This is a genomic window from Paenibacillus sp. BIC5C1 (assembly GCF_032399705.1).
Taxonomy (GTDB): domain Bacteria; phylum Bacillota; class Bacilli; order Paenibacillales; family Paenibacillaceae; genus Paenibacillus; species Paenibacillus taichungensis_A.
The window spans coordinates 6,637,932-6,660,929 of record NZ_CP135922.1; the positions used below are offsets into that span (position 1 = coordinate 6,637,932).

At 48.5% G+C, this 22,998-nt stretch carries 16 protein-coding genes; 11 read left to right on the plus strand and 5 right to left on the minus strand.

The annotated features are described in order from the left end of the window. Positions 1 to 162: 162 nt before the first annotated feature. Positions 163 to 636, minus strand: a complete 474-nt coding sequence (gene tnpA / locus RS891_RS29710) for an IS200/IS605 family transposase (protein ID WP_315793911.1) — start codon at positions 634 to 636, stop codon at positions 163 to 165. Between the two features lie 191 nt (positions 637 to 827). Further along, the gene (gene uxaC, locus RS891_RS29715) at positions 828 to 2,270 is read right to left on the minus strand and encodes a glucuronate isomerase (protein ID WP_315793912.1); all 1,443 of its coding nucleotides are present in this window, start codon (positions 2,268 to 2,270) and stop codon (positions 828 to 830) included. Between the two features lie 204 nt (positions 2,271 to 2,474). On the opposite strand from uxaC, the gene RS891_RS29720 reads away from it, so the two are divergent. Then, the gene (locus RS891_RS29720) at positions 2,475 to 3,221 is read left to right on the plus strand and encodes an MBL fold metallo-hydrolase (protein ID WP_315793913.1); all 747 of its coding nucleotides are present in this window, start codon (positions 2,475 to 2,477) and stop codon (positions 3,219 to 3,221) included. 70 nt (positions 3,222 to 3,291) lie between these two features. Here RS891_RS29720 and RS891_RS29725 read toward each other — a convergent pair whose 3' ends face one another. The 3 genes from RS891_RS29725 to RS891_RS29735 form a co-directional block, all read right to left on the minus strand. Then, on the minus strand, positions 3,292 to 3,642 hold the full coding sequence (locus RS891_RS29725; protein ID WP_315793914.1) for a hypothetical protein: 351 nt from the start codon (positions 3,640 to 3,642) through the stop codon (positions 3,292 to 3,294). Positions 3,643 to 3,843: 201 nt separating this feature from the next. Further along, entirely contained in the window at positions 3,844 to 5,322 is a 1,479-nt protein-coding gene (locus RS891_RS29730; protein ID WP_315793915.1) for an alpha-amylase, read from the minus strand. A gap of 169 nt (positions 5,323 to 5,491) precedes the next feature. Continuing rightward, positions 5,492 to 7,810: a helicase C-terminal domain-containing protein gene (locus RS891_RS29735; RefSeq protein WP_315793916.1), complete on the minus strand. Its 2,319-nt coding sequence runs from the start codon at positions 7,808 to 7,810 to the stop codon at positions 5,492 to 5,494. Positions 7,811 to 7,950: 140 nt separating this feature from the next. On the opposite strand from RS891_RS29735, the gene RS891_RS29740 reads away from it, so the two are divergent. The 10 genes from RS891_RS29740 to RS891_RS29785 all read left to right on the plus strand — a co-directional run bounded on the left by RS891_RS29740 (position 7,951) and on the right by RS891_RS29785 (position 22,993). Continuing rightward, complete coding sequence (locus RS891_RS29740) at positions 7,951 to 8,448, plus strand: antibiotic biosynthesis monooxygenase family protein (RefSeq protein ID WP_315793917.1); 498 nt, start codon at positions 7,951 to 7,953, stop codon at positions 8,446 to 8,448. Positions 8,449 to 8,756: 308 nt separating this feature from the next. Continuing rightward, complete coding sequence (locus tag RS891_RS29745; protein WP_315793918.1) at positions 8,757 to 10,745, plus strand: LTA synthase family protein; 1,989 nt, start codon at positions 8,757 to 8,759, stop codon at positions 10,743 to 10,745. 293 nt (positions 10,746 to 11,038) lie between these two features. Continuing rightward, entirely contained in the window at positions 11,039 to 12,745 is a 1,707-nt protein-coding gene (locus RS891_RS29750; protein ID WP_315793919.1) for an amylo-alpha-1,6-glucosidase, read from the plus strand. Between the two features lie 193 nt (positions 12,746 to 12,938). Continuing rightward, positions 12,939 to 14,684, plus strand: a complete 1,746-nt coding sequence (locus RS891_RS29755; protein ID WP_315793920.1) for a sensor histidine kinase — start codon at positions 12,939 to 12,941, stop codon at positions 14,682 to 14,684. Then, on the plus strand, positions 14,662 to 15,846 hold the full coding sequence (locus tag RS891_RS29760) for a response regulator transcription factor (protein ID WP_315793921.1): 1,185 nt from the start codon (positions 14,662 to 14,664) through the stop codon (positions 15,844 to 15,846). Before RS891_RS29755 ends, RS891_RS29760 begins: the two co-directional genes overlap by 23 nt. A 129-nt stretch (positions 15,847 to 15,975) precedes the next feature. Next, positions 15,976 to 17,238: an ABC transporter substrate-binding protein gene (locus RS891_RS29765; protein ID WP_315793922.1), complete on the plus strand. Its 1,263-nt coding sequence runs from the start codon at positions 15,976 to 15,978 to the stop codon at positions 17,236 to 17,238. Positions 17,239 to 17,262: 24 nt separating this feature from the next. After that, positions 17,263 to 18,249, plus strand: coding sequence for a carbohydrate ABC transporter permease (locus RS891_RS29770; protein WP_175381508.1), 987 nt, complete (start codon positions 17,263 to 17,265; stop codon positions 18,247 to 18,249). Then, the gene (locus RS891_RS29775; protein ID WP_076287438.1) at positions 18,249 to 19,061 is read left to right on the plus strand and encodes a carbohydrate ABC transporter permease; all 813 of its coding nucleotides are present in this window, start codon (positions 18,249 to 18,251) and stop codon (positions 19,059 to 19,061) included. Before RS891_RS29770 ends, RS891_RS29775 begins: the two co-directional genes overlap by 1 nt. A 31-nt stretch (positions 19,062 to 19,092) precedes the next feature. Further along, a complete protein-coding gene (locus RS891_RS29780; RefSeq protein WP_315793923.1) occupies positions 19,093 to 22,218 on the plus strand; it encodes a beta-galactosidase, LacZ type in 3,126 nt (1,041 codons plus the stop codon). After that, complete coding sequence (locus RS891_RS29785; RefSeq protein WP_315793924.1) at positions 22,211 to 22,993, plus strand: SDR family NAD(P)-dependent oxidoreductase; 783 nt, start codon at positions 22,211 to 22,213, stop codon at positions 22,991 to 22,993. Before RS891_RS29780 ends, RS891_RS29785 begins: the two co-directional genes overlap by 8 nt. The last annotated feature ends 5 nt before the right edge of the window (positions 22,994 to 22,998 follow it).

Sequence of the window (22,998 nt, forward strand, 5' to 3'; positions counted from 1 at the left end):
TGTCAAACGGCAAATGCACAATCAGGACCACCCGTCCAACGGGTGGTTTGCTCTTGGGGTATAACCCCCTGTTGCCAAACTGCGCCTAAAGACGCTAGCCTGACAGCAAATCTGTTCAGGCTCAGTGTTATTTGTCACTTTCACTTACCAGTTAAACTGGTTTTACTTCTTTTTGCTCTTGTTGCTGTTAAATGGATCTTCATATTCTTTTACACTCAGCTTATCTATCGCCTGATCATGTGCTTCTTGTTCACGTATATACTTTCTTACCGTTGCTTCATTTAGACCCACTGTACTTACGTAATACCCTTCTGCCCAAAATTTTCGATTTCCGTATTTATACTTGAGCTGGGCGTGTTTCTCGAAGATCATGAGCGAACTTTTTCCCTTTAGATATCCCATGAACGTGGAGACAGCCATTTTCGGTGGGATCGCTACCAACATGTGAACATGATCGGGCATCATGTGACCTTCTATAATTTCTACTCCTTTGTACTTACATAGACGTTTGAAAATTTCGATCAAGTCTCTTCTCACTTGATTATAGATTTCTTTCCGTCTATACTTCGGGGTGAATACAATGTGGTATTTGCACATCCACTTTGTGTGAGCTAGGCTGTAGCTCTTATTTGCCATCTAAGACCATTCCTTTCGTTGAGCCTGAACATCTCAATTTTATCGGAATGGTCTTGGTGGTCAAACCTCAGGTCCCTCCACCCGCATAGCGGGTGGTTTTTTGTTTCGCGCGTTTCACGCACTCAACTGGCTGAAGCCATAACAAAAAACCGTGACTTTAAAGTCACGGTTTTGAACGAAATATAGAAGAATCAGGACTGCGAAGCAGAAACCGTTTTGAGCGCGGAAGCAAAAGGGAAATAATCCTTCGCATTGTTGTAGGCAATGCCCTGTACGATCTGTCCAAGTAGTTCCATATCATGCGGTACCTCACCTTGTTCGGCCCATTCACCGATAAGGTTGCAGACCAGGCGGCGGAAATACTCATGTCGTGTGTAGGAGAGGAAACTGCGGGAATCGGTTAACATGCCGACGAAACGGCTGATTAGACCTACATTGGCCAGCGCCTTCATTTGAGCAAGCATGCCATCCTTCGTATCATTGAACCACCAGGCTGCACCAAGCTGAATTTTGCCTGGGATGCCGCCGCCCTGGAAGCTGCCGATAATCGCTGCGAGCACTTCATTGTCCCGGGGATTCAAGGAATACAGAATCGTTTTCGGCAGCGCCTGCTGCTGCTCCAGCGCATCGAGCAAACCGATAATGGCTGAAGAAAGCGGTGTATCATTAACCGCATCATATCCGGTATCCGGACCAAGCTGGGCGAACATCCGGCTGTTATTGTTTCGGGCCGCGTTAATATGGAATTGCATAACCCAGCCACGATCTGCGTACAGCTTGCCAAGGAAAGTTAGCGTTACCGTCTTGTACTTGTCCTCTTCCTCACGGCTAACCTTCTGCCCAGCGAGAGCCTTCGCGAATATAGCCCCTGCTTCCTCCCGTGTAGCCACACCGAAAGGTACATAATCCAGTGCATGGTCAGACACCCGGCCTCCTACGGAGTGGAAGAACTCTACCCGTGATTCCAGAGCAGAGAGGAATGAGTCATAATCGGAAATTGCCGTTCCGGCTGCCTGCGACAGCTTGCCTACCCATTCCGAGAAGGTATCACGGTTCAATTCCAATCCTTTATCCGGCCGGAAAGAAGGCAATACTGCGGTATCGAATCCTTCAATCTCCTGAATCTTCAGGTGATATTCCAGGGAATCACATGGATCATCCGTCGTGCATACCACGGTCACATTGGATTTGGTAATGAGATCACGTGCACCGAATCCGTCACTGTTCAGTTTTGCATTTACTTTTTCCCAGATGGCCGGGGCGCTCGTCTCATTCAACACTTCATAGACACCGAAATAACACTGTAATTCCAAATGAGACCACGCGTACAGCGGGTTACCAATCATCATCGGTACGGTTTTGGCATACGCCAGAAAACGGTCGTAATCGGTTACGCCCTCTCCACCCGTAATGTACTGCTCCTCAATTCCGTTTGCGCGCATCAGCCGCCATTTGTAGTGATCACCGTATAGCCAGGCCTCTGTAATATTGCCAAAGGTTTTATTCTCGTAGATCTCCTGTGGACTCAGGTGGCAGTGATAGTCAATAATCGGCATGTCCTTCGCATAGTCCTCATATAACTTGATCGCCGTTTCATTGTGCAGCAAAAATTGTTCATCCAGAAAAGACTTCATTCGCCTCGCACGCTCCCTTTAGGTGAGTTTACGTTCATATGGGTTCACTTCCCAATCTTTACGCTACACTGTTTGCCTACAAAGTTCAATATAAAATGATAGCGTTATCACAAAAGGTTGATTTAGGCATATTTTCTGGAACGAGGTATACTGGATTTAATCTAATTGATGCTGATCTGAAGATGATAGAAGGAGATGAAATGGATGAAAATAACATTTCTCGGTACAGGGGACATGTTCAGTGTGGAGCAACACCACAACAGTATGCTGGCCGAATTCGGCGATACACATCTGGTGATTGATTTTCCGGAATCCAATGCAAGAGCATTAAAGGAAAACGACTATCCAATGACGGATATCCACAATGTGTATATCACCCATCTGCATGAAGATCATATTAACGGAGTCCAGATGCTCGGATATTATTCGCAGATTGTGGGCAACCGCAAGCCACGCCTGTTTATCCACGAAGAACTGGTTGATCCGTTATGGAATATTTTATCCCCAGGCATGCGTTATACAACCGATGGGGAGCGTACGATGAGCGACTATTATGATATCGTAGCTTTACCGGATGGAGGCACATTTGAGCTGGGTGGCGTGACGTTTGAGACTTTTCGAACACAGCACGTGCCCGGTATGGTCAGCAATGGCCTTCTTGCAAAGCCCTACTTCTACTATAGCGCAGACAGCACGCTGGATCAGGAACGCGTAGAGCAGGCCGCCGCAGACGTACAGCTGATTTTCCACGAATGTCATATGCACGATCTGGTGATCAAATCGCACACCTCACTGAAGGATCTGCAACAACTGCCTGCCGAAGTGAGACAGAAAACCATGCTCATGCATTATCATGATGAATACGCGGATGCGGACAAACGGGCACAGTTCAACCAAGAACATGATCTAAGAATGGTGGGTACACTGGAGTCGTTTGAACTGGAAGTGTAGTACGCATATCAAACCATATTTAGCGCCAAAATGAAGAGGCAGCATCCATTCAGGTTCCTTTGAAGGAGCTTTACGGGTGCTGCCTTTCTATTGATCTGTGATCAAGTGTAAAAGACTGTATCACATTGACCATCGGAACCTGGGCCTCTTTAACAGAAATCTCATATATAATGCGGTCCAGATCAGATTCATGATGAACTCTAACAGTAGCAGTCAAGCTATAATCATCTGGCAATCGCTCCTGAAAGGAATCCGGATTTTTCTGCAAACGCTCGGTCAGATCCCTTTTCTCAGTATTCAGCGTAAAATCATCCGTTCGCTTCGGTTCCCCCCTGGGGCCTTTGTTTGTTCCCAAACTGCAAGCCCCCAGACAGACCGCCATTACAAGCAGCCACAAACCCAATTGTACCAATCTCCTCATCCGATTTCCCTCTCGGTATGATCTATCAAAAATAATCAAGAATCAATTTTAATAGGAATTATTATGTTGGTTTATTATTCCATATAAGGATAACACGAACAAACTCACTCCACCTAATATAAAAAAACCACCTGCTGGCAGAAAGATCGCCAGTTCAGATGGTTTAACAAGATATATGAAATTACCCTGACCCTCAACGTATTATTGAGCAGCAGAATCCTCACCCTGATCCGGAAGAGCCCATACGGAGACGCCTCCGCCACATACATGGAAGGTGGCCCAGCCGTCTTTCTCAATGGTAATGCTGTCCTCGCAGCTGTGCGTCAGATCGGTCCAGACTTCGCCAGCGCGGTGTTCGCCGACCAACATCCGTTTCTCACCATCATCACCATTTGAGATAACCACTGCACAACCGGAGCCTTCGATTTCGTCCACCCCACGGCGTACCCACCCAATCGTATTCGCGTGATCGAAGTAATCCTCCTGCTCTCCATAAGCTTTGTTGTAACGGGCTGACATCAGAATATCCAGAATCTCCTTCTTGCCCTCGACAGGTTCGGGACCACCAATACCGTAATAATCACCGTAAAAGACAACCGGGTAACCGTCACGACGCAGCAGCGTCAGCGCATATGCGCTTGGCTTGAACCAATCGCCCACCCAGGATTCCAGCGCTTCGTGCGGCTGGGAATCATGGTTATCGACAAACGTAACGGCATGCGTTGGATGTGTCTGCACCAGGGTATCATCAAAAATTTTGGTAAGATCGAAATCCCGGCCAGCCAGGGAAGCTTCATGAAGTTTGTAATGCAGGGACACATCAAACAGATCAATCTTGTAATCAACCGTATCCAAAAATTCACGACAGGCATCGAGGTTGGAGTTCCAGAATTCACCCACAATGTAGAAATCCTGACCCCGTTTGCGTATCATCTCGGCGGCGAATTCCTTGATGAATTCGTGATTGATATGCTTGATCGCATCCAGTCGAAAACCGCTGCATTGCAGCGTATCGATGAGCCATTTTCCCCATTGGAGCATTTCCTGCCGAACATCCGGGTGATTGTAATCAATATTGGCGAACATCAGGTAATCATAGTTACCGAACTCATCGTCGACATTCTGATTCCAGTTCTTGTTCTCCCCTGCAATGCGGAACACACCACTCCGTTCTTCCTTGGCATCAAAGTCGGTGCCGTTGAAATGTTCGGCGTTCCATTGGAAAGAGGAGTATTGATCCCCGCGGCCCGGAAATGTAAATTTGGTCCAGCCCTCAATCTCGAACGGTTTGGAGATTTCCTTCAACCGATCATTGGGATCGACCTCAATCACCTTGAAGACTTCCTTCTCATCCGCACCCGCCTTATGGTTCATCACCAGATCGACATAGACGGCAACGCCATTCTTCTGGCACTCGGCAATTGCATCGACCAGTTCCTGTTTGGTGCCATATTTGGTGCGCACGCTGCCCTTCTGGTCAAATTCACCCAGATCATACAGGTCATATACACCGTAACCGGTATCCTCGGCAGATACGGCTTTGGTCACCGGAGGCACCCACACCGAATCAATGCCTTTGGCTTTTAGCTCTGGCGCCATTTCGGCCAATCGCTTCCAGTGGTTTCCGTCTGCGGCCAGGTGCCATTCAAAAAACTGCATCATCGTATGATTTCTCTTCATTCCCAACCGACCTCCTTGATTGCTTTCGAAGCGGACCACGGCACGGATCTGTATCGTCCTTGTTCGTTCGTATGCTATCCAAGTAATACCCTTTTCGGCCTACCCTTCAATCATGCACAGCAAAGAAAGCTGAAAAGTCTACGATCGATCTTTTAGCTATAAATCGTTATTAGGGTGAAATCCGTGTGTAGTCCTGCCACTCCTCGGGCAGCAATGAACGATAAGGTTCCTCGGTGAAACGATCATCGACCAGCACCAGTACGCCCTTATCCTCTTCCGTACGTATCAGCCTTCCACCTGCCTGCAATACCTTGTTCATACCTGGGAAAACATAGGCATAATTGAATCCATTTCGCCCTGTACGACTATAATAATCACGGAGTACGTTGTTCTCCAGACCAATTTGGGGTAATCCAGCACCGACCACCACAACTCCATTCAGACGATCACCCGGCAGATCCACACCTTCGGAAAATACACCGCCCATCACGGCAAATACCAACCGTGTTCGTTCAGGATTTGGCTGGAACGCGTTCAGGAACGCCTCCCGTTCCTCTTCACTCATGCCCTGCTCCTGCATCATGACTTCTGCCTCGCCCGGCTGTTCCATATACGTCGCATGTACTTCGCGCATATAAGGATAGGATGGGAAAAAGACGAGCAGGTTGCTATGGGGCCACTCGGCAACCAACTGGCGCAGCATACTGGCAATAGGCTGTCTGGAACGTTCACGATCCCGATAGCGAATCGATAATGGCAGCAATCTCACATCCAGCTGCTCCCGCTGGAAAGGCGAAGCAATACGCAAGGTATAATCCTCTTCCTCCGCACCTAGCATATCCCGGTAATAACCAAGAGGTGACAATGTCGCAGAGAAATGAATGGTAGAACGGAACCCTTTGGCAGTCTGGCGCAGCAGCACAGACGGATCCAGGCAGAACAGCTTCACTCGTACTTCACTTCGCACACATTCCATATAGGTAATGAAGCGATCATCATACAGCTTGGCAATACGCAGGAAATTCTGTGCGGTGAAATAAGCTGTCAGCAGCAATTCATCCGTCTCGGCATTTCCCGAACCCCCTTCAACAAGGCATTGCTCCGCAACCATGACAAAAGGCTCCAGCAGTTCAATCAGCTCCTCCGGCGCCTCCTGTTGCAGCAATTTGCCCTCATCCCCGCCGTTTTTGCGAAGCGTAATCAGGTATTTGTCGATGGCACCCGTACGATCCGCGATGGCTTTGGCAGCGGTCACACTGCTGCCCAGCGTCTGGAACTCCCTTTTGACATCCAGAAAGACGGCCTTCTCCAGCTCTGCCGAAAACATCATTCGACCCCGATCAACCAGATTATGTGCCTCATCGACCAATAATACCGTCTTGCGCTTCTGCTCCTCCAGCATGCGTTTGAGCGAGATGCGTGGATCGAAAATATAGTTATAATCGCAAATCACCGCATCAGCGGCATACGCAGCATCCAGTGAAAATTCAAACGGACATACCCGATGCTTGCGCGCGTACTGTTCAATAACCGGGCGTGTCATTAACGTCTCATGTTCCAGCATATCCAGCACCGCTCCATTAATACGGTCATAATATCCTTCGCACATGCCGCACTGTCCCGTATCACAGGCTTCCTCTTCCTTGAAACAGATCTTGTCCTTTGCGGTGAGACTGATCACATGCATCTTCAATCCTTCGGCCTGCATCCGGGCAAAAGCTTCTTCTGCCGCCACTCGCGTCGTCGTTCTAGCGGTCAGATAAAACAAACGTTTGGCTTCTCCTTCACCAATCGCCTTGACCGTGGGAAACAGTACAGACATCGTTTTGCCAATACCCGTTGGCGCTTTCGCCATCAGTCCCTGTCCCTCACGAATCGTCTTGTATACAGCTCCTGCCAGCTTGCGCTGTCCCTCCCTGTATTTGCGAAAAGGAAAAGGCAGCTCGCGCACGCTTATATCTCGCTTCTCTTCATATTCCACGATCATCTCTGCATATGGCGCGTAGCCAGCGACCAGCTCAGCTGCAAACTGTTCCAGCTCCTGCCGTTCCAGCATCCGCCGAAACCGTCTTTCTTCATTACTCACGGTGTGCACGTACGTAAGCTGCACCTGCATACGGGGTTCATCATGCTGAACGGCGTACATATAGGCATACATCATGGCCTGAGCCCAGTGCACGGGGGCCCCATCGCCCAGCTCGTCCAGATTTCCCGCAGTTGATTTGATCTCATCCACCGTCAGTTGACCATCCAGACGAATCAGTCCGTCACATCGTCCCTCCACCACGTAGGTCAAGTCTCCATGCTGCAGTTCCACTTCGAGAACCACTTCTTTCAAATCCTCTTCTGTGTAATCCTTCTGCACCCGCTGGTGTATCCGAGTTCCCTCCTGCATCGATGCATTGGTGCGGAACCCTGGACGTATGCTGCCACTGCGGTACACATATTCCACCAAAGGCCTGACTGATATTCGAATTGCGGTTGTCATGCGATCACCCGTTCTGATTGTAGTGTCTATACTTTATCACGAAAAGCAGTGCTCAAACCAGCCAATCCGCGGATTGGACTCGCCCCTTCCCATATGCTATGTTGAGGGGGAGAATGTACGTAAATAAGGAGGCATCTTCTATGTATATCTATTTGGTCCCTTCACCGATTCCAGATGCACTTGCTGCATATCCTCATCTGACATTGCGCAGCGAGGAACAGCTTCGTTTGGCCATTGAATCGACAGAACGTCTGATGAACATCGAGTCCGATGACAATGTAGCGGCGTATGAGGCCTTCGATGCCGCAGGCTCCTGGACAGGCGGTGGTTATGCCGTTCTCAACAACATACCTGTTACCGAAGATGGACGGAACGACTTCGAGGAACGTTTCAAGAACCGTGCGCGCAAAGTGGAAGACGAACCCGGCTTTGTCGGCATTCGTGTGCTTCGTCCGTTAAAGGACGATACGTATGTAGTCCTTACACTTTGGCAGACCGAGGATCATTTCAAAAACTGGCAGCAGTCTCAAGCCTATAACCATGCTCACCGCAACCGCAGCACGAGTGAAGGGCTGACTGCACAGAAGCCCACCATGTTTCCAAGATCTTCATTCGTCACGACATTCACCATAGAGTAAACGAACGGGAGCAGAACTGGTTTTACGCTCCATAATCTGTATGCAAGTCTACAGATATACTGTGATTACACTTTGGGTTAGCATCGTCTATATTATTTGTACTTTAAATTGACAACCCCTTCCGCCTCTTCTTCAATGGAAGGGGCTTTTTGTATATGCGAGGTCATAAATGACCCAAACTCCTCTCTCCTTTTTCCAATAATTGCATGAGGCGAGCAACCAAGAGGTTTGGTGCTTTTGACACGACATGCCATGAGATAGCATAATACTTGTTAAATGAAACTTCGGAAAGGAAGGAAGGCGGTAACTTGTCACGCAATTCACTCACCCGGTTTCTAAGCGGACCGTTTATAGTATTCACCGTTATTATGATGATCAAAAGCTCTCTGGCCTGGATTGTGATCTTCGATGACATCCCCGTCTGGAAACCGCTGCTGACAGAGTTGCCGCTGATCTGGATCTGCTTCTGTCTGATTGAGTGGTTCGCAGCCAAACGCCGGATGTGGCTCTATCTCGGACTAAATCTGGTTCTATCGGGCATCTTCTTCGCAGCGATCATGTATTACAAATATTATGGTGTCATTGTCAATTATCACGCGCTCGCACAGGTTAATCAGGTCACCTCGGTCAAGAGCAGCATGTTCTCTTTGCTTGATCCGTATTATTTATTTATTTTTGCGGATATTCTGGTCATCGCGGGCATTCTGATTCGTCGGCGGATCAAGCTCGGCGGGACTGAACGTCCAGGTAGCGTGCCGCTTGAACGAAGGGCCAGAAGGCGGATTGCCTCGGTCATCCTGGTTCTGTCGATGATGCTGGTCATGCTCAACATATACCCCAATCGGGCGAGTATGAGCGAAATTACTCAGGCGGAGCAGATGGGGATTCTCGGTTACGAAGCGTACACCATCCTGGCTGATCGGCCTGACAAACCCGTGCCCCTCGATCAAATCGATCAGAATCATATCGACGAGATTAAACAAACGACAATACTACCCACTGTTGTGAAGGAGGGTGCAGCCAAAGGACGCAACGTCATAGTCCTCCAGCTCGAATCATTTCAGAACTTCCTGATCGGATTGCAGTTGGACGGACAGGAAGTTACACCCCATCTGAATCAGTTGGCTGGACAAAGCCTGTATTTCCCGAACTTTTATCAGCAAGTCGGACAGGGCAATACGTCGGATGCCGAGTTTGTCGTGAATACATCGTTTTACACACCGCCCAACGGGGCTGCAACTACCGTTTATGTCAATAAGGAGTTGCCAAGTCTGCCCAGACTGATGTCCGCGAACGGGTACCAGACAGCCACATTCCATACGAATGATGTGCACTTCTGGAATCGCGATCAGTTATACAGGGCGCTTGGATTCGATCAGTATTATGACATAAATTATTTCGGAACAGAGGATTCCATCGCCTTCTCGGCATCGGATGAAGTGCTGTACAGTAAGACGCTGGATAAACTCGAGGCCATGCAGGCATCAGGGTCACCTTTCTATGCACAAATCATCTCCATGTCTGCGCACCATCCTTACCATTTGCCAGAAGATAAAAAAAGTCTGACGTTGCCGGAACGGTACGTTAATACGTTGCCAGGGGATTACCTCGTGTCCCAGCATTATGCCGATCAGGCGGTGGGACAATTTATTGAGGGACTTAAGGAACGAGGACTATGGGAAAATAGCCTGCTGGTCGTTTACGGTGACCATCTGGGTCTGCCTATCTATTCGCTGGATCGGACTGACGAGAAACTGATGCAGGAAATCTACGGTCGGGAGTACACGTCTGCGGACATGATCAATATTCCACTCATCGTCACGGCTCCTGGCATCACGCCGGCAGCTCAGCTGGAACAGATCGGAGGACAGGTGGATATTCTGCCAACGATCGCCGGGTTGACCGGAACCTCTCTCCAGAACCAACTGCATTTTGGGCAGGATTTGCTGCGAGAGGGAAATAATCTGCTGCCAGAGCGCTATTACCTGCCTTCCGGTTCCGTATTGAATGATGCTTCACTGTTCGTTCCTGAGACGGGATACGGTGACGGTACGCATTATTCTCTTGCTGATGCCGGGAGACAGGATGTCGTTTCGGCTGAGCCTGATCAGGAGAAGAGCACGATTCCGGACAGTCTGGAGGATGAACCAGCCGTGCCCGCATCTGCCATACCAACCGAAGAGGAATCGACCTCTTCCGCATATATTACGAAGGAACAGTACGAACGGGCTTTGGATCTTCTACACTTATCCAACAGTTATCTGACTCAGTTACCGAATCGGAATACCGTAAAATGATCCAACATGCAAAATGAACTTTTTTTCTTTTAACAATTTTAATCCATGATGATAAAAGACAAGAGCCCATGAAAGGTCGTCCGAGAACGATCTGATGCATGGGCTTTTCCATTCCTTCCAACCTCTATATCTAACACTTTCTCCCCAATCTTCTAACAAAAAGACACCTATAACCTCGCGAATCATCCAATGCCAACAAATTCCCCTCTCTAGCGAAAACACCTGGACGTTCCTGTTCCTTGAGCAGCGGTTTACAATGAAAGCGTATTATTGCTTGTTGAAGGAGGAGCATTATGAAATTCGATCTGAAATTTGTACCCTTTAGCCGCAGGGAATCGTTTCTTGCCGTCTCTCTTCTGCCTGAAGGCCAGAATAGACAGCAGGGCCTCTACCTACGAACGGTGCGGGGTGGAGATGATAAACTTGGCGAGGCATTCCGTATCGAACTGTTGGATCAGCAGAATCAGACGATGCCATTCACGGCAGAAGCTTCTCCAGAAATCGTCCGGCTGAATTCACCAGTGTCGGCAGTCTTTGCTGAAATCTGTATTTCGGATAGCCGCACGGTGCGGTTCCGTTCAAAAGGATGCGGGATCCGCTTAACCTTTATCCCCTCAACTTATGATTATGCATATGAAGTAAATAAGAACAGCTGGGAAGTGAACAGCTTTACCCATGAATGCCGCTTCATGCTGACTGGAATTGCAGGCGACATGAAACTCGAAGTGCCGTGGGATAAAATCAAGAGCTCACGCGTAATAGCAGAGTTCAGTATGGATACGGACACGAATACAGCTGAGTTTGCCGTTGAGGAATTCCGCACAGTATGGGAGCCTCGTCCACAATGGGAGTCCTTTGATGATGACGTAGAAACAGTTCGGACTGAATTCAACCAGTGGCTGGACAGCAGTCTTGCGATCCCTGATCGCTGGCAGGATGCGCGGGAGCTCGCGGCTTACATTACTTGGTCCTGCCTCGTTCCAGCGGAGGGTTGTCTGACGCGCCCAGCTATGTATATGTCGAAGAACTGGATGACGAATATATGGAGCTGGGACCACTGTTTCAATGCGATGGCGCTTGTTCGCCATGATCCAAAGCTTGCATGGGACCAGTTCATGATCTTTTTTGATCGGCAAGATGAGAGTGGATTAATTCCTGACTTTGTGAACGATAAATATGAGCTTTGGAACTGTAACAAACCTCCGATTCATGGATGGACACTGGCTTGGATGATGCAACGTACGGATTATATCCGCGAGGCACAGCTCCGTGAAGTATATGGTCCATTGTGCAAGTGGACGAAATGGTGGTTTCGGTATCGTGATGATGATGGTGATGGAATTCCCCAATATAACCACGGTAATGATTCCGGCTGGGATAACAGCACCGCGTTTAATCATGGAATTCCCGTAGAAAGCCCGGATTTAGCTGCCTTTCTCATTATCCAGACAGAGCTTCTGGCTGAAATTGCCGGGTTGCTTGGGCTTACCGAGGAGTCTTCGGAATGGAGAAAACTGGCGGATGATACGCTGGAGAAGATGATCAGCCACTTCTGGAAAGAGGATAAATTTATCTCCTTACGTTCAGGTACACATGAGCCTTCAGTTGGAGACAGTCTGCTGTTATTTGTTCCGATTCTACTGGGTAAACGCTTGCCTGAACCGATCAGAAATCTTCTTCTGGAAGGGTTACGGGAGGATAATCGCTTCCTGACGGACAATGGTTGGGCGACCGAGAGCATAAGCAGCCCTTACTATATACCAGACGGGTACTGGCGTGGACCGATCTGGGCACCATCGACCATGCTGCTCGTGGAGGGTGTGGCTGCAGCTGGTGACCTTGAGCTCGCTCGGGAAGTATCCCGCCGCTTCTGCAGTATGCTTAGCCGGAGTGGTATGGCGGAGAACTTCGACGCGCTGACTGGTGAAGGCCTACGTGACAGGGCATTCACATGGACATCGAGTGTGTTCTTGGTTCTGGGGCATGAATACACAATCTAACACAAATACCGCACGTCTCCGTCCGCTGTTTTAAACAGCTTTCCGGGAACGTGCTTTTCCCGTTCCCTCGAAAAATTTTATTTGCAATCCGTAATTTGAAAGCGTTACCATGAAATGATTGGATTCTTCTATAGGCTACCTGTCCGTGCTAGAATGCAGGTAGATGTAGTTATAGCGAGAGGGGAAACCGTTTATGAACATCCAATGGATCAGGCAGCTTAATAAACGCATTTTCTCTGGTTCCTACCGCAGTATACGGACCAAGCTGCTCTTCTGTTTTCTCATCGTGACTCTGATTCCGCTGCTCTCGCTTGGTGCGTTGTCCTATTACCAATCCGCCAAAATCATTAATTCCCAGTTTGGCAAATATGGTGAAAATGCTGTAGCGCAGTTGGAGCAACAAACGAGCTCATCTTTAGGCCGAATGAAACAAATGAGTGAAACGATCTACTCGTATTTGCTTGATCCCGCCCATACCGATCTAAGGAACCAGGCGCCTGTAAGCTATAGCGAAATCATTGAGAAGAATGACTTTGAAGCACTACTAAAATCGCTGTGGACGGACCAAACCGCAGGAATCTATATCATTACGCCCTCTGGCTATTATTATGGAGAGAACAATTTGGATGTAGCCAAGCTGAGAAATATGCCAGAATGGAAGACAAAACCGGCTTCTTATAAAGGACTATACTGGCTTGGCTTTTATATGCAAAATCACGCAATGAGCAGCTCAGGCGATTCGAATCTTCCTGTTCTTGGACTCGCTGTTCCGATTCATAATTCCAATGGAACGCAAAACGGCAGCACCATACTCATCGAGGAGAATGCGCAGGAACTGATCCATATGTTCAAGCTGTTTGAGACAGATACGAAGTCGCATCTGACCATTAAAGCTACGGACGGAAGAATTATATATGAAAGCGCATCCAATTTTACGAAAAAGGATAGTGATATTACATGGATTCGGACGCTTGCCGTGAACCAGTGGACCATAGAAGCGAGATTACCTGCCAAAGCCTTCTACCTCTCCTCGGGCATTATTCGGTCGAATACCATTGTCGTGGCCATTATTTCATGTCTGCTTGCCTTTGGACTCGCCTATCTGTTCTCATCGAGGTTTACGGCTCGTATTCGCACGCTAAAGGATTCGATGCAGAAGGTCAGCTTCGGTAAGCTGGATACACGGATGCCGATCGAAGGCAGAGATGAGCTAGGTAGCCTTGATATGAGTTTTAACCGGATGGTAAGTGGTGTCCAATCGCTCGTCCAGGAAGTGGAACAAAGCGAACGACTCAAGAAGGAAGCGGAACTGAAGGCTTTCCATTATCAGATTAACCCCCACCTGCTGTTCAATACGTTGAACTCCATTCAGTGGAAGGCACGTCTGGAAGGGGCTGATGATATCCGTCAGATGTTATATCACTTAACGATGGTGCTGGAAGGAAATCTGGATATATCGCAGGAACTGATCACGGTGGGCAGAGAACTACGCATGATTGAGCATTTCCTGAAAATTCAGGAGATCAGGTACGGAAATGTGTTCAGCTATGAGCTGAATTGTGAGGACTCACTAAAACAGTATCTGATCCCACGCATGACTCTGCAGCCACTGTTTGAAAATATATTTTTCCACGGTTTCACGGATGGAATAGGTGTAATTAAGCTGGATGTCACCGTAGAAAAGAATGAGCTTCTGCTGACTCTCCGGGATAATGGAGCAGGTATGACGGAAGAAAAACGGGAGCGTTTGCTTGTTCCAGATCCGAATCGTCGTGGTCGCGGAGGATTAGGCGTACAGAACGCAGACCAGAAATTCAAACTGCATTTCGGCCCGCAGTACGGGCTTACGGTACATTCGACTAAGGGTGAAGGTACAGCGATTGTCATTCATTGGCCCAAAGAGGAGGAGCGTCCGGATGGATACAGCAAAGAGAATTAAGGTGCTGATTGCAGATGATGAGAGTATTGTACGGAAAGGCCTACGTTCGACCGTAGCTTGGGAGAAATTTGGGATGGAAGTTATAGCTGACGCGCCCAATGGACAAAAAGCCTGGGAAGCCTTTCTGGAGCATCGGCCTGAAATTGTAATAACAGATATTGTAATGCCAGAGATGGATGGCATCGATCTGTCTCGCAAGATAAAGGAGATGGCGCCGAAGACCAAAATAATTCTGCTCAGTTGTCATCGCGACTTTGAATACGCGCAGCAAGGAATTCAACTTGGGGCATCCGGATATCTTTTGAAAACCGCTTTTGAGGACGAAGAACTTGAAGACATGTTAAAGAAGTTCCAGCAGGAACTGTCTATCTCCGCTCCCCCCGCTCCAAAAGATGAAGAACGTATGGAAACATTACTCTTTGCATGGCTGAACGGGCATAGCTGTAAATTTCCAGAGGAGCTGGAGAAGCTGCATGGTGGTCAATCGCATGTTAATAGTCAGCCACTGTTGATATATCTAATTCGAACGGCAGAATGCGGAGCATCTTGGATCGAACTACTACAAGGAGCTGAGAAGAATGACCGCAGCATGCGCGAGGGTACGATCATCCCTTATGGAGAAGAATACTATTATTGGATCGTTCCTGATTCGCTGCGAGGGTCTGCAGATAGCCTTCTGGTAGAGTGTAAGAGTAAATGCAGTCAGTTGAAGTGGACACGTAAAGAATCCTTGCTCAACAGCGATGATCTGAAGCAGGCGTTCCAAAACCTTCATAAAGAAGCTGAGCTAGAGAAGCTGTATGGGATATCCATAAATCATTGGCCAGATCCGATCTGGAAAGCCGTGAATCTACTGTATGCTAATCCCGCAGCTGATTGGTCAGCCAGCGAACTGGCGGAAGAGGTTGGGCTCAGCCGCAGTCATTTCTCCATTCTGTTTAAGAAGGCTGTTGGTGATAGTTTCATTGCCTTCCAATATAAACGGAAACTGCGCCTTGCTTATGGTTTACTGCGGGACACACAACTTACCATGCAGGAAATTGCGGAACGGACAGGACTTGGTGATAGCAAATATTTTAGCAAATGGTTCAAACGCTGTACGGGTCAGACACCGAGTCATTACCGTGCCCAACAAAAAGACGACAGCTCTCGAACAGATTGACACCTGCTTCAACAATTCGAACAAAATCACAACAACATTCGAATAGATGCACGTTTTGAACCGCTTTCATTCGCGTTACGATGAAAGCGGTTCAATTATTATAAACCTCACTGACAGGGAGCTGACAATATGAAAAAAAGAATTTCACACATTGTCCTTGCAACGACGCTGATGGTATCTATACTGTCTGCATGCAGCGGTAACGCTGGAACAGCCAATCCGGAGAACGGCGGTTCGGATCAGACGAAGACGCTTCGTTTTGCAACCTGGGATACGGGGGACGCGCTCAAAATCGAGCAGGATATTGCCAAAAAGTTTGAAGCGGAACATCCCGGTACAAAGGTGCAGGTTGAGGCCTATGCGGACGGATTTGACCAGAAGCTCGCCGCAGGCTTTGGAGCGGGTAACCCGCCAGACGTCATGTACATGTGGGACTTCCCTACCTACCATCAATCTCTTGAACCACTGGATAGCTTCGCAGAGAAGGATACAGACCTGAAGATAGATGATTTTTACAAAGGATTATTCAACTATGGAAAAATTGACGATAAGTTATACGGCATTCCGGCAGGCTTCACAACTCGTGTCGTCTATTATAACAAAAAGCTCTTTGATGCTGCCGGTGTCCCTTATCCCAAAGACGGATGGGAATGGAGCGACTTTCAGGATATCGCTAAAAAGCTGACGGATCCATCCAAGAAGCAGTACGGCTTCGGTGCACGCGCCGAGAATGATACGTATGACTTGCAGGGCTTTGTCTGGAGTAATGGCGGCTCCTTTATCTCCCCGGATGGTAAGACCATCGAAGGCTACATGAACAGCAAGGAAACTGCTGAAGCTATCCAAATGTTTGGTGATATGGTGAAGAACGGTACCGCAGTGCTCACTGGTGGGAAAGGCCAGCAAAGCGGTGATGATATTTTCAAAGGCGGTAAAATCGCCATGTGGGAAAGCGGAATCTGGCCGCTCGAATCTTTCAAACAAGCGGGAGTTGATGTAGGCACGGTCGAAATTCCGGCTTTTCCAGGCAAACCGGTTAAAGGTGTACTGGCCGAATCCGCACTGTCTATTGCCAAAGACTCCAAGAACAAGGATCTTGCATGGGAATTCGTTAAATTTTACGTCTCTAATGAATCCATCAAAATGCGCGTTGCTGACCTGCCGGTACGACAAAGTGTTGTAAACGAGCTCAAGAAGGATCAAGACCCGCTTTACAAGCCTTATTACACCATGCTTGAGCGTTCCGATAATACACCTGCATTTCTGCTCAATCCGAAGTGGAATGAAGTGAACCGGCAGTTGTCGGCTGCAGTTGAAGCAGTCATGCACGGCAGCAATGCCCAAGAAGCACTGAATCAGGCGGTTAAGGACAGCGAGCGATACTTGAAATAACACTTGTAGAAAGAAGGTTAGGAGATGGCTCAGACCTACCTGCAGAATACATCGGAACCGACAGCTACCCTTAAGGCCTTGAAAAAACGTAGATGGGGTGGGCTTGCGCCCTACCTCTTTATCTTCCCTTGGATATTTGGATTTGTTTTCTTCACTTTAGGCCCCCTGCTGTTCTCATTGGTCATTTCATTTTTTGATTGGCCAATCGTCGGTAAGGTAACTTTTATCGGGCTAGACAACTATGTAGAGATGTTTTCGAATGATCCACTTTTTTGGAAATCTTTATTTGTCACACTGAAATTTGCAGCCCTCTTCGTTCCGCTCAATATTGTAGTTGCGCTCGGACTCGCCATGCTGCTCAACCAAAGGGTTAAAGGAAGCGCCATTTTCCGTACGGCATTTTATCTCCCCTCTGTAATTTCAGGTGTTGCGCTTGCTATGATCTGGTCCTGGGTATACAGCGGAGACTATGGAATTCTGAACTACTTCTTGTCTGTCCTGGGCATTCAAGGGCCCGATTGGCTGAATGATACAAACTGGTCGCTTGTTGCAATGGTCGTTGCCAGCCTCTGGGGACAAGGATCGATGATGCTTATTTTCCTAGCTGGACTTAAAGGCATTCCTAAGGACTTGTACGAATCGGCTTCAATCGACGGAGCAGGTAAAATCCGAAAGTTCTTGAGTGTAACCATTCCGATGATTACGCCAACAATTCTATTCAATCTCATTACATCAATTATTGCAGCATTCCAGCAGTTAACTCTCGCCCTGCTACTTACGGGAGGCGGGCCAATGAAATCAACCTATTTCTATGCGATGTACATGTATGAGAACGCTTTCAAATATTTTAAAATGGGTTACTCTGCCGCCAACGCCTGGTTTATGTTTCTGATTGTGCTTACCTTGACGTTTCTGGTATTCAAATCTTCGGAAGCCTGGGTGTTCTATGAAGGTGAAATGAAAAAGCAACCGCAGAAGAAACTTAAGGCCAGTACAAGGGGGCGGTCCTGATGAAAAAAATAGTTGCATACACGTTGCTGATTGGGTTCTCACTGCTGTTCATCGCCCCACTGTTCTGGGCGGTGACCACGGCACTGAAATCACCGCAGGAGCTCTATCTGTTTCCTCCCAAATGGATTCCGTCCGTCTGGAAATTCAGTAACTTCGCAGAGGCATGGAATATCCAGCCCTTTAATTTATTTTTGAAAAACACGCTGATCGTTACGGTTTTATCCACCCTGGGTCAGCTGATATCCTGTACGCTCGTCGCTTACGGCTTCGCCAGATTCCAATTCAAGGGCCGTGATTTCCTGTTTCTTGTCGTTCTGGCTACCATGATGATCCCTTGGGAAGTAACGATGATTCCGCAGTATATGGAGTTTAACTATTTGGGTTGGATCAACACACTCAAGCCGCTGATTATTCCGTCTTGGTTCGGCTCTGCCTATTACATCTTTTTGTTACGGCAGTTCATTATGACTCTGCCCCGGGAGCTTGATGAAGCAGCGACGATCGACGGCGCTAGTAAAATGACGATTCTACTGCGAATCATCGTGCCGCTAATGGGACCTTCACTGATCCTGGTCTCCGTATTCCAGTTCATGAGTTGTTGGAATGACTATCTGGGACCACTCATTTTCCTGAATGATCAGACGAAATATACGTTAACACTCGGCCTATCTCAATTTAAAGGCATGTACGGTGTTGATATGCAATCCATCATGGCCATCACTTGCTTAATTTCGATTCCACCGCTTGCGATATTCTTCTTCGCCCAGCGTTACATTGTCGGCGGAATTGCTACGACAGGTATTAAAGGCTAGGACACACAGATAAATGAAGGGGATGACGATTATGACTGTTATGAACATGGAGCGCGACTGGGATAACCTCGGCGTGCTGGAGAGAAACCGTGCGAAGAGTCGCTCCTATTTTATTCCTCACTCCAATAAAGAAGATGCTCTGAGCTATGACAGAGGAAGCTCTCCGTGGTTCAAATCGTTGAACGGCATTTGGAAATTCCAATTCGCTGAGGGGCCTGATCTGGCACCCGCTGATTTCCATCAATATGAATATGACACCTCAGGTTGGGATGATATTCGTGTCCCTGGCCACTGGCAGTTGCAAGGATACGGAAGTCCGCATTACACGGACCTCGACTACCCATTTCCTGTTGATCCTCCTCATGCACCTAATGATAATCCAACGGGTAGTTACGTCAGGGAATTTACGCTGCCAGACCATTGGAACGGAAGAATTGTTTCACTAAAGTTCGACGGTGTAGATAGCGCCTTTCATGTATGGCTGAATGGTTCATTTGTCGGCTATAGCCAAGGCAGCCGGCTGACATCAGAATTCGATCTGACCCCTTTCCTGCAGGCCGGAGTTAACCGATTGGCAGTCCGGGTTTACCAGTGGTCCGACGGGAGTTATTTGGAGGACCAGGATATGTGGTGGATGAGTGGCATTTTCCGGGATGTCTATCTGATTTCCGAGCCTTCAGCATCCCGCATTACCGATTATAGAATTGTAACGGAGCTGGATGCAGAGTTTACCAATGCGGTACTGTCGGTCCGCTTAGACCTGGATGGAGAAGAAGTTCAGGGCAAAGTGCAGTTACAACTGCTGAATAACGCTGGAGAGCCAATCCTGTCAGCTGAGAAAAATCTAAACGACCCTTCACGTGTAGAGTTCAATCTGCCTGTGGCGAAGCCTTTTTTATGGAATGCCGAATCTCCTTATTTATATCATCTGGTCATTTCAGTGGTCGATTCGAAGAATCAAGTTATAGAAACGATTGCCCAGCGAGTCGGGTTCCGCCGTGTGGAAGTCAAGGATGGACAGTTCTTGGTGAATGGAGTTGCGATCCTTCTCAAAGGTGTGAACCGACATGACCATCATCCAGATACGGGGCGAACCGTTACGGTATCCACCATGCTCGAAGATATCCAGATGATGAAGCAGCACAATATCAATGCGGTGCGGACAGCACACTATCCGAACGACCCGCGGTTCTATGATCTATGTGATGAGTATGGGTTATACGTTATGGAAGAAACGGACCTGGAAACGCACGGCTTTGAGCCGTTGGGCAATATTTCACGGCTTAGCGACGACCCCGCTTGGAAGGATGCTTATGTTGACCGCATCCGCCGTATGGTGGAGCGAGACAAGAATCACCCTTCCGTGATTTTCTGGTCGCTTGGCAATGAATCGGGCTTCGGCTGCAATTTCCGTGCAATGTCTGAGTGGTGCAAAGCCAATGATTCCACACGCCTTATCCATTATGAAGAAGACCGTGAAGCAGAAGTATGTGATGTGGTGAGCACGATGTATTCCTCCGTGGAGAAAATGGAAGGATTCGGCCAGCTAACCGATCATCCGAAACCGCATATTCTATGCGAATTTGCCCATGCGATGGGCAATGGACCCGGAGGATTACGGACGTATTTTGACACCTTTGACGCTTATCGGCGTCTTCAAGGCGGCTTTGTCTGGGAATGGATCGATCATGGGCTCAGCAGAAAATCAATCGATGGCAAGGCTGACTATGCTTACGGTGGAGATTACGGAGATGTACCGAATAACAGTAATTTTGTTATTGACGGGCTGGTTCGTCCAGACCGCACCCCCTCTCCGGGACTCCTTGAATATAAGAAAATCATCGAAGCTGTAAGGGTCGAAATGATAGACGCAGGAAAGATTCGCGTAACGAACCGGTATGACTTTGTGACTTTAGATCACCTGCAGATCCACTACAGCGTCACGGCTGATGGACGTACCGTTAACAGTGGTGTACTCGTTCTTCCGCAGATTAGTCCGGGTGATAGCGCAAACGTATTAATTCCAAATTTGACAGCTCCACAATCGTTCCATCTCGAGCCGGGTACGGAGATGTGGCTGAATGTCGGATTCACGCTGGCAGCAGACTGCGCTTGGGCGGAACAGGGGCATGAGGTGGCTTGGGCGCAGTTTGCACTGCCGAATCATTCCACCTCAGCCGTATCTCCCTCATCCCTGCTGTCTGTAGAGCAGAAATTGTCAGTCACCGAAGAAGGACGAGAGCTAATCCTTGCAAATGACAGTTTCCGTATTTCTTTTAATCGTCTACGTGCAGGGGTCGCGTCGCTACGCTTGAACGGTAAGGAACTCCTTCAACATGGACCACGACTGAATTTCTGGCGTGCTCCGATTGATAACGATATGTATGTGCTCCCGGATTGGCGCAAGGCACACCTCGATCGACTAACCGAGCGGATAGATGACTTTCGCTGGGATCGATTGAATGATACGTCTGTGCGTATGACTTGGACTTCGCGCATAGCACCTCCTGTCTACAATTGGGGCTTCCGCTGTGAAACGTCCTATACGGTTACTGCAAGCGGACTAATCATTATAGATGTGAAGGGAATACCGGAAGGAACACCACCTGCCATGCTCCCGAAAATCGGTCTTCAAATGGAAATCCCTGGTGATATGGACCACGTGAAATGGTATGGACGCGGGCCGGGAGAGAGCTATTCGGACAGCCGGGAGGCCGGACGCTTCGACATATATCAGAACAGCGTAGACGGATTGTTTACGTCATATATTTATCCTCAAGAGAACGGAAATCGAACAGATGTTAGATGGGTGTCTATCGTCGATGGAGCAGGAATCGGTCTGCTCGCAGCAGGTGTGCCTACGCTTGATTTCAGTGCCAGACGTTACACGGACGGTGATCTGGAGAAAGCGCAGCATATGAGCGATTTGACACCTCGTGATTTCATTACTCTGAATCTGGATTACCGACAGAATGGACTGGGAAGCAACAGCTGCGGCCCAGCACAGTCCCCTGAGCATACAGTTAAACCGGAAGCGTTCCGGTTCCGCATCTTGCTTCAGGCGTATATGGCGGAGGATAGCTCTCCTGCAAGGCTGAGCCACCGAATGGGTACAGAAGCGATGCAATATGAAATGGAGGAAGATCAACATGCTTAATACACAGGATGTTTTGAATTTATCAGGCAAAGTAGCCGTTATTACGGGCGGAGCATCTGGCATCGGGCTGGCCACCGCCGAGCTTCTGGCGAGCTTCGGGGCACATGCTGTCTTGATTGATATTAATGAGGCGGCGGGTAACGAGGCCGTCGCCAGTATCCGTGAACAGGGAGGTCAGGCCAGCTTTTACTGCTGCAATGTGACCTCTGCCGCAGACTGCGAACGTACAGCCTCAGAGATCAGATCAGCTCTTGGAGGAATTCATGTCCTGTTCAATAATGCAGGGGTTATCCGCCGCAAAACGGTTACCGAGTTGGATGAAAGAGACTGGGATCTTGTATTAGATGTTTCACTCAAAGGCGTCTTCCTGCTCTCTAAATATGTCATTCCCATTATGGAGCAAAGCGGTGGCGGCAGCATCATTAACACAGGCTCTGGTTGGGGACTGAAAGGCGGAGACCGCGCTGCAGCGTATTGCGCCGCAAAGGCGGGCGTTGTCAATCTGACGCGCGCCATGGCTATCGACCATGGCGCGGCGAATATTCGAGTCAACTGTGTATCACCAGGAGATACGGATACACCACTCCTGCGTGACGAAGCGAAGCAGCTACAGCAGGATGAGTCAGCATTTCTGGTTGCCTCTGCAGGAGGCAGACCGCTGGAACGCCTAGGTACGCCGCGTGATATCGCGAATGCCGTATTGTTCCTGGCGAGTGACTTGTCCTCATGGGTAACAGGCAGTGTGCTCGTTGTTGACGGAGGCGGAATCGCTTAGGACGG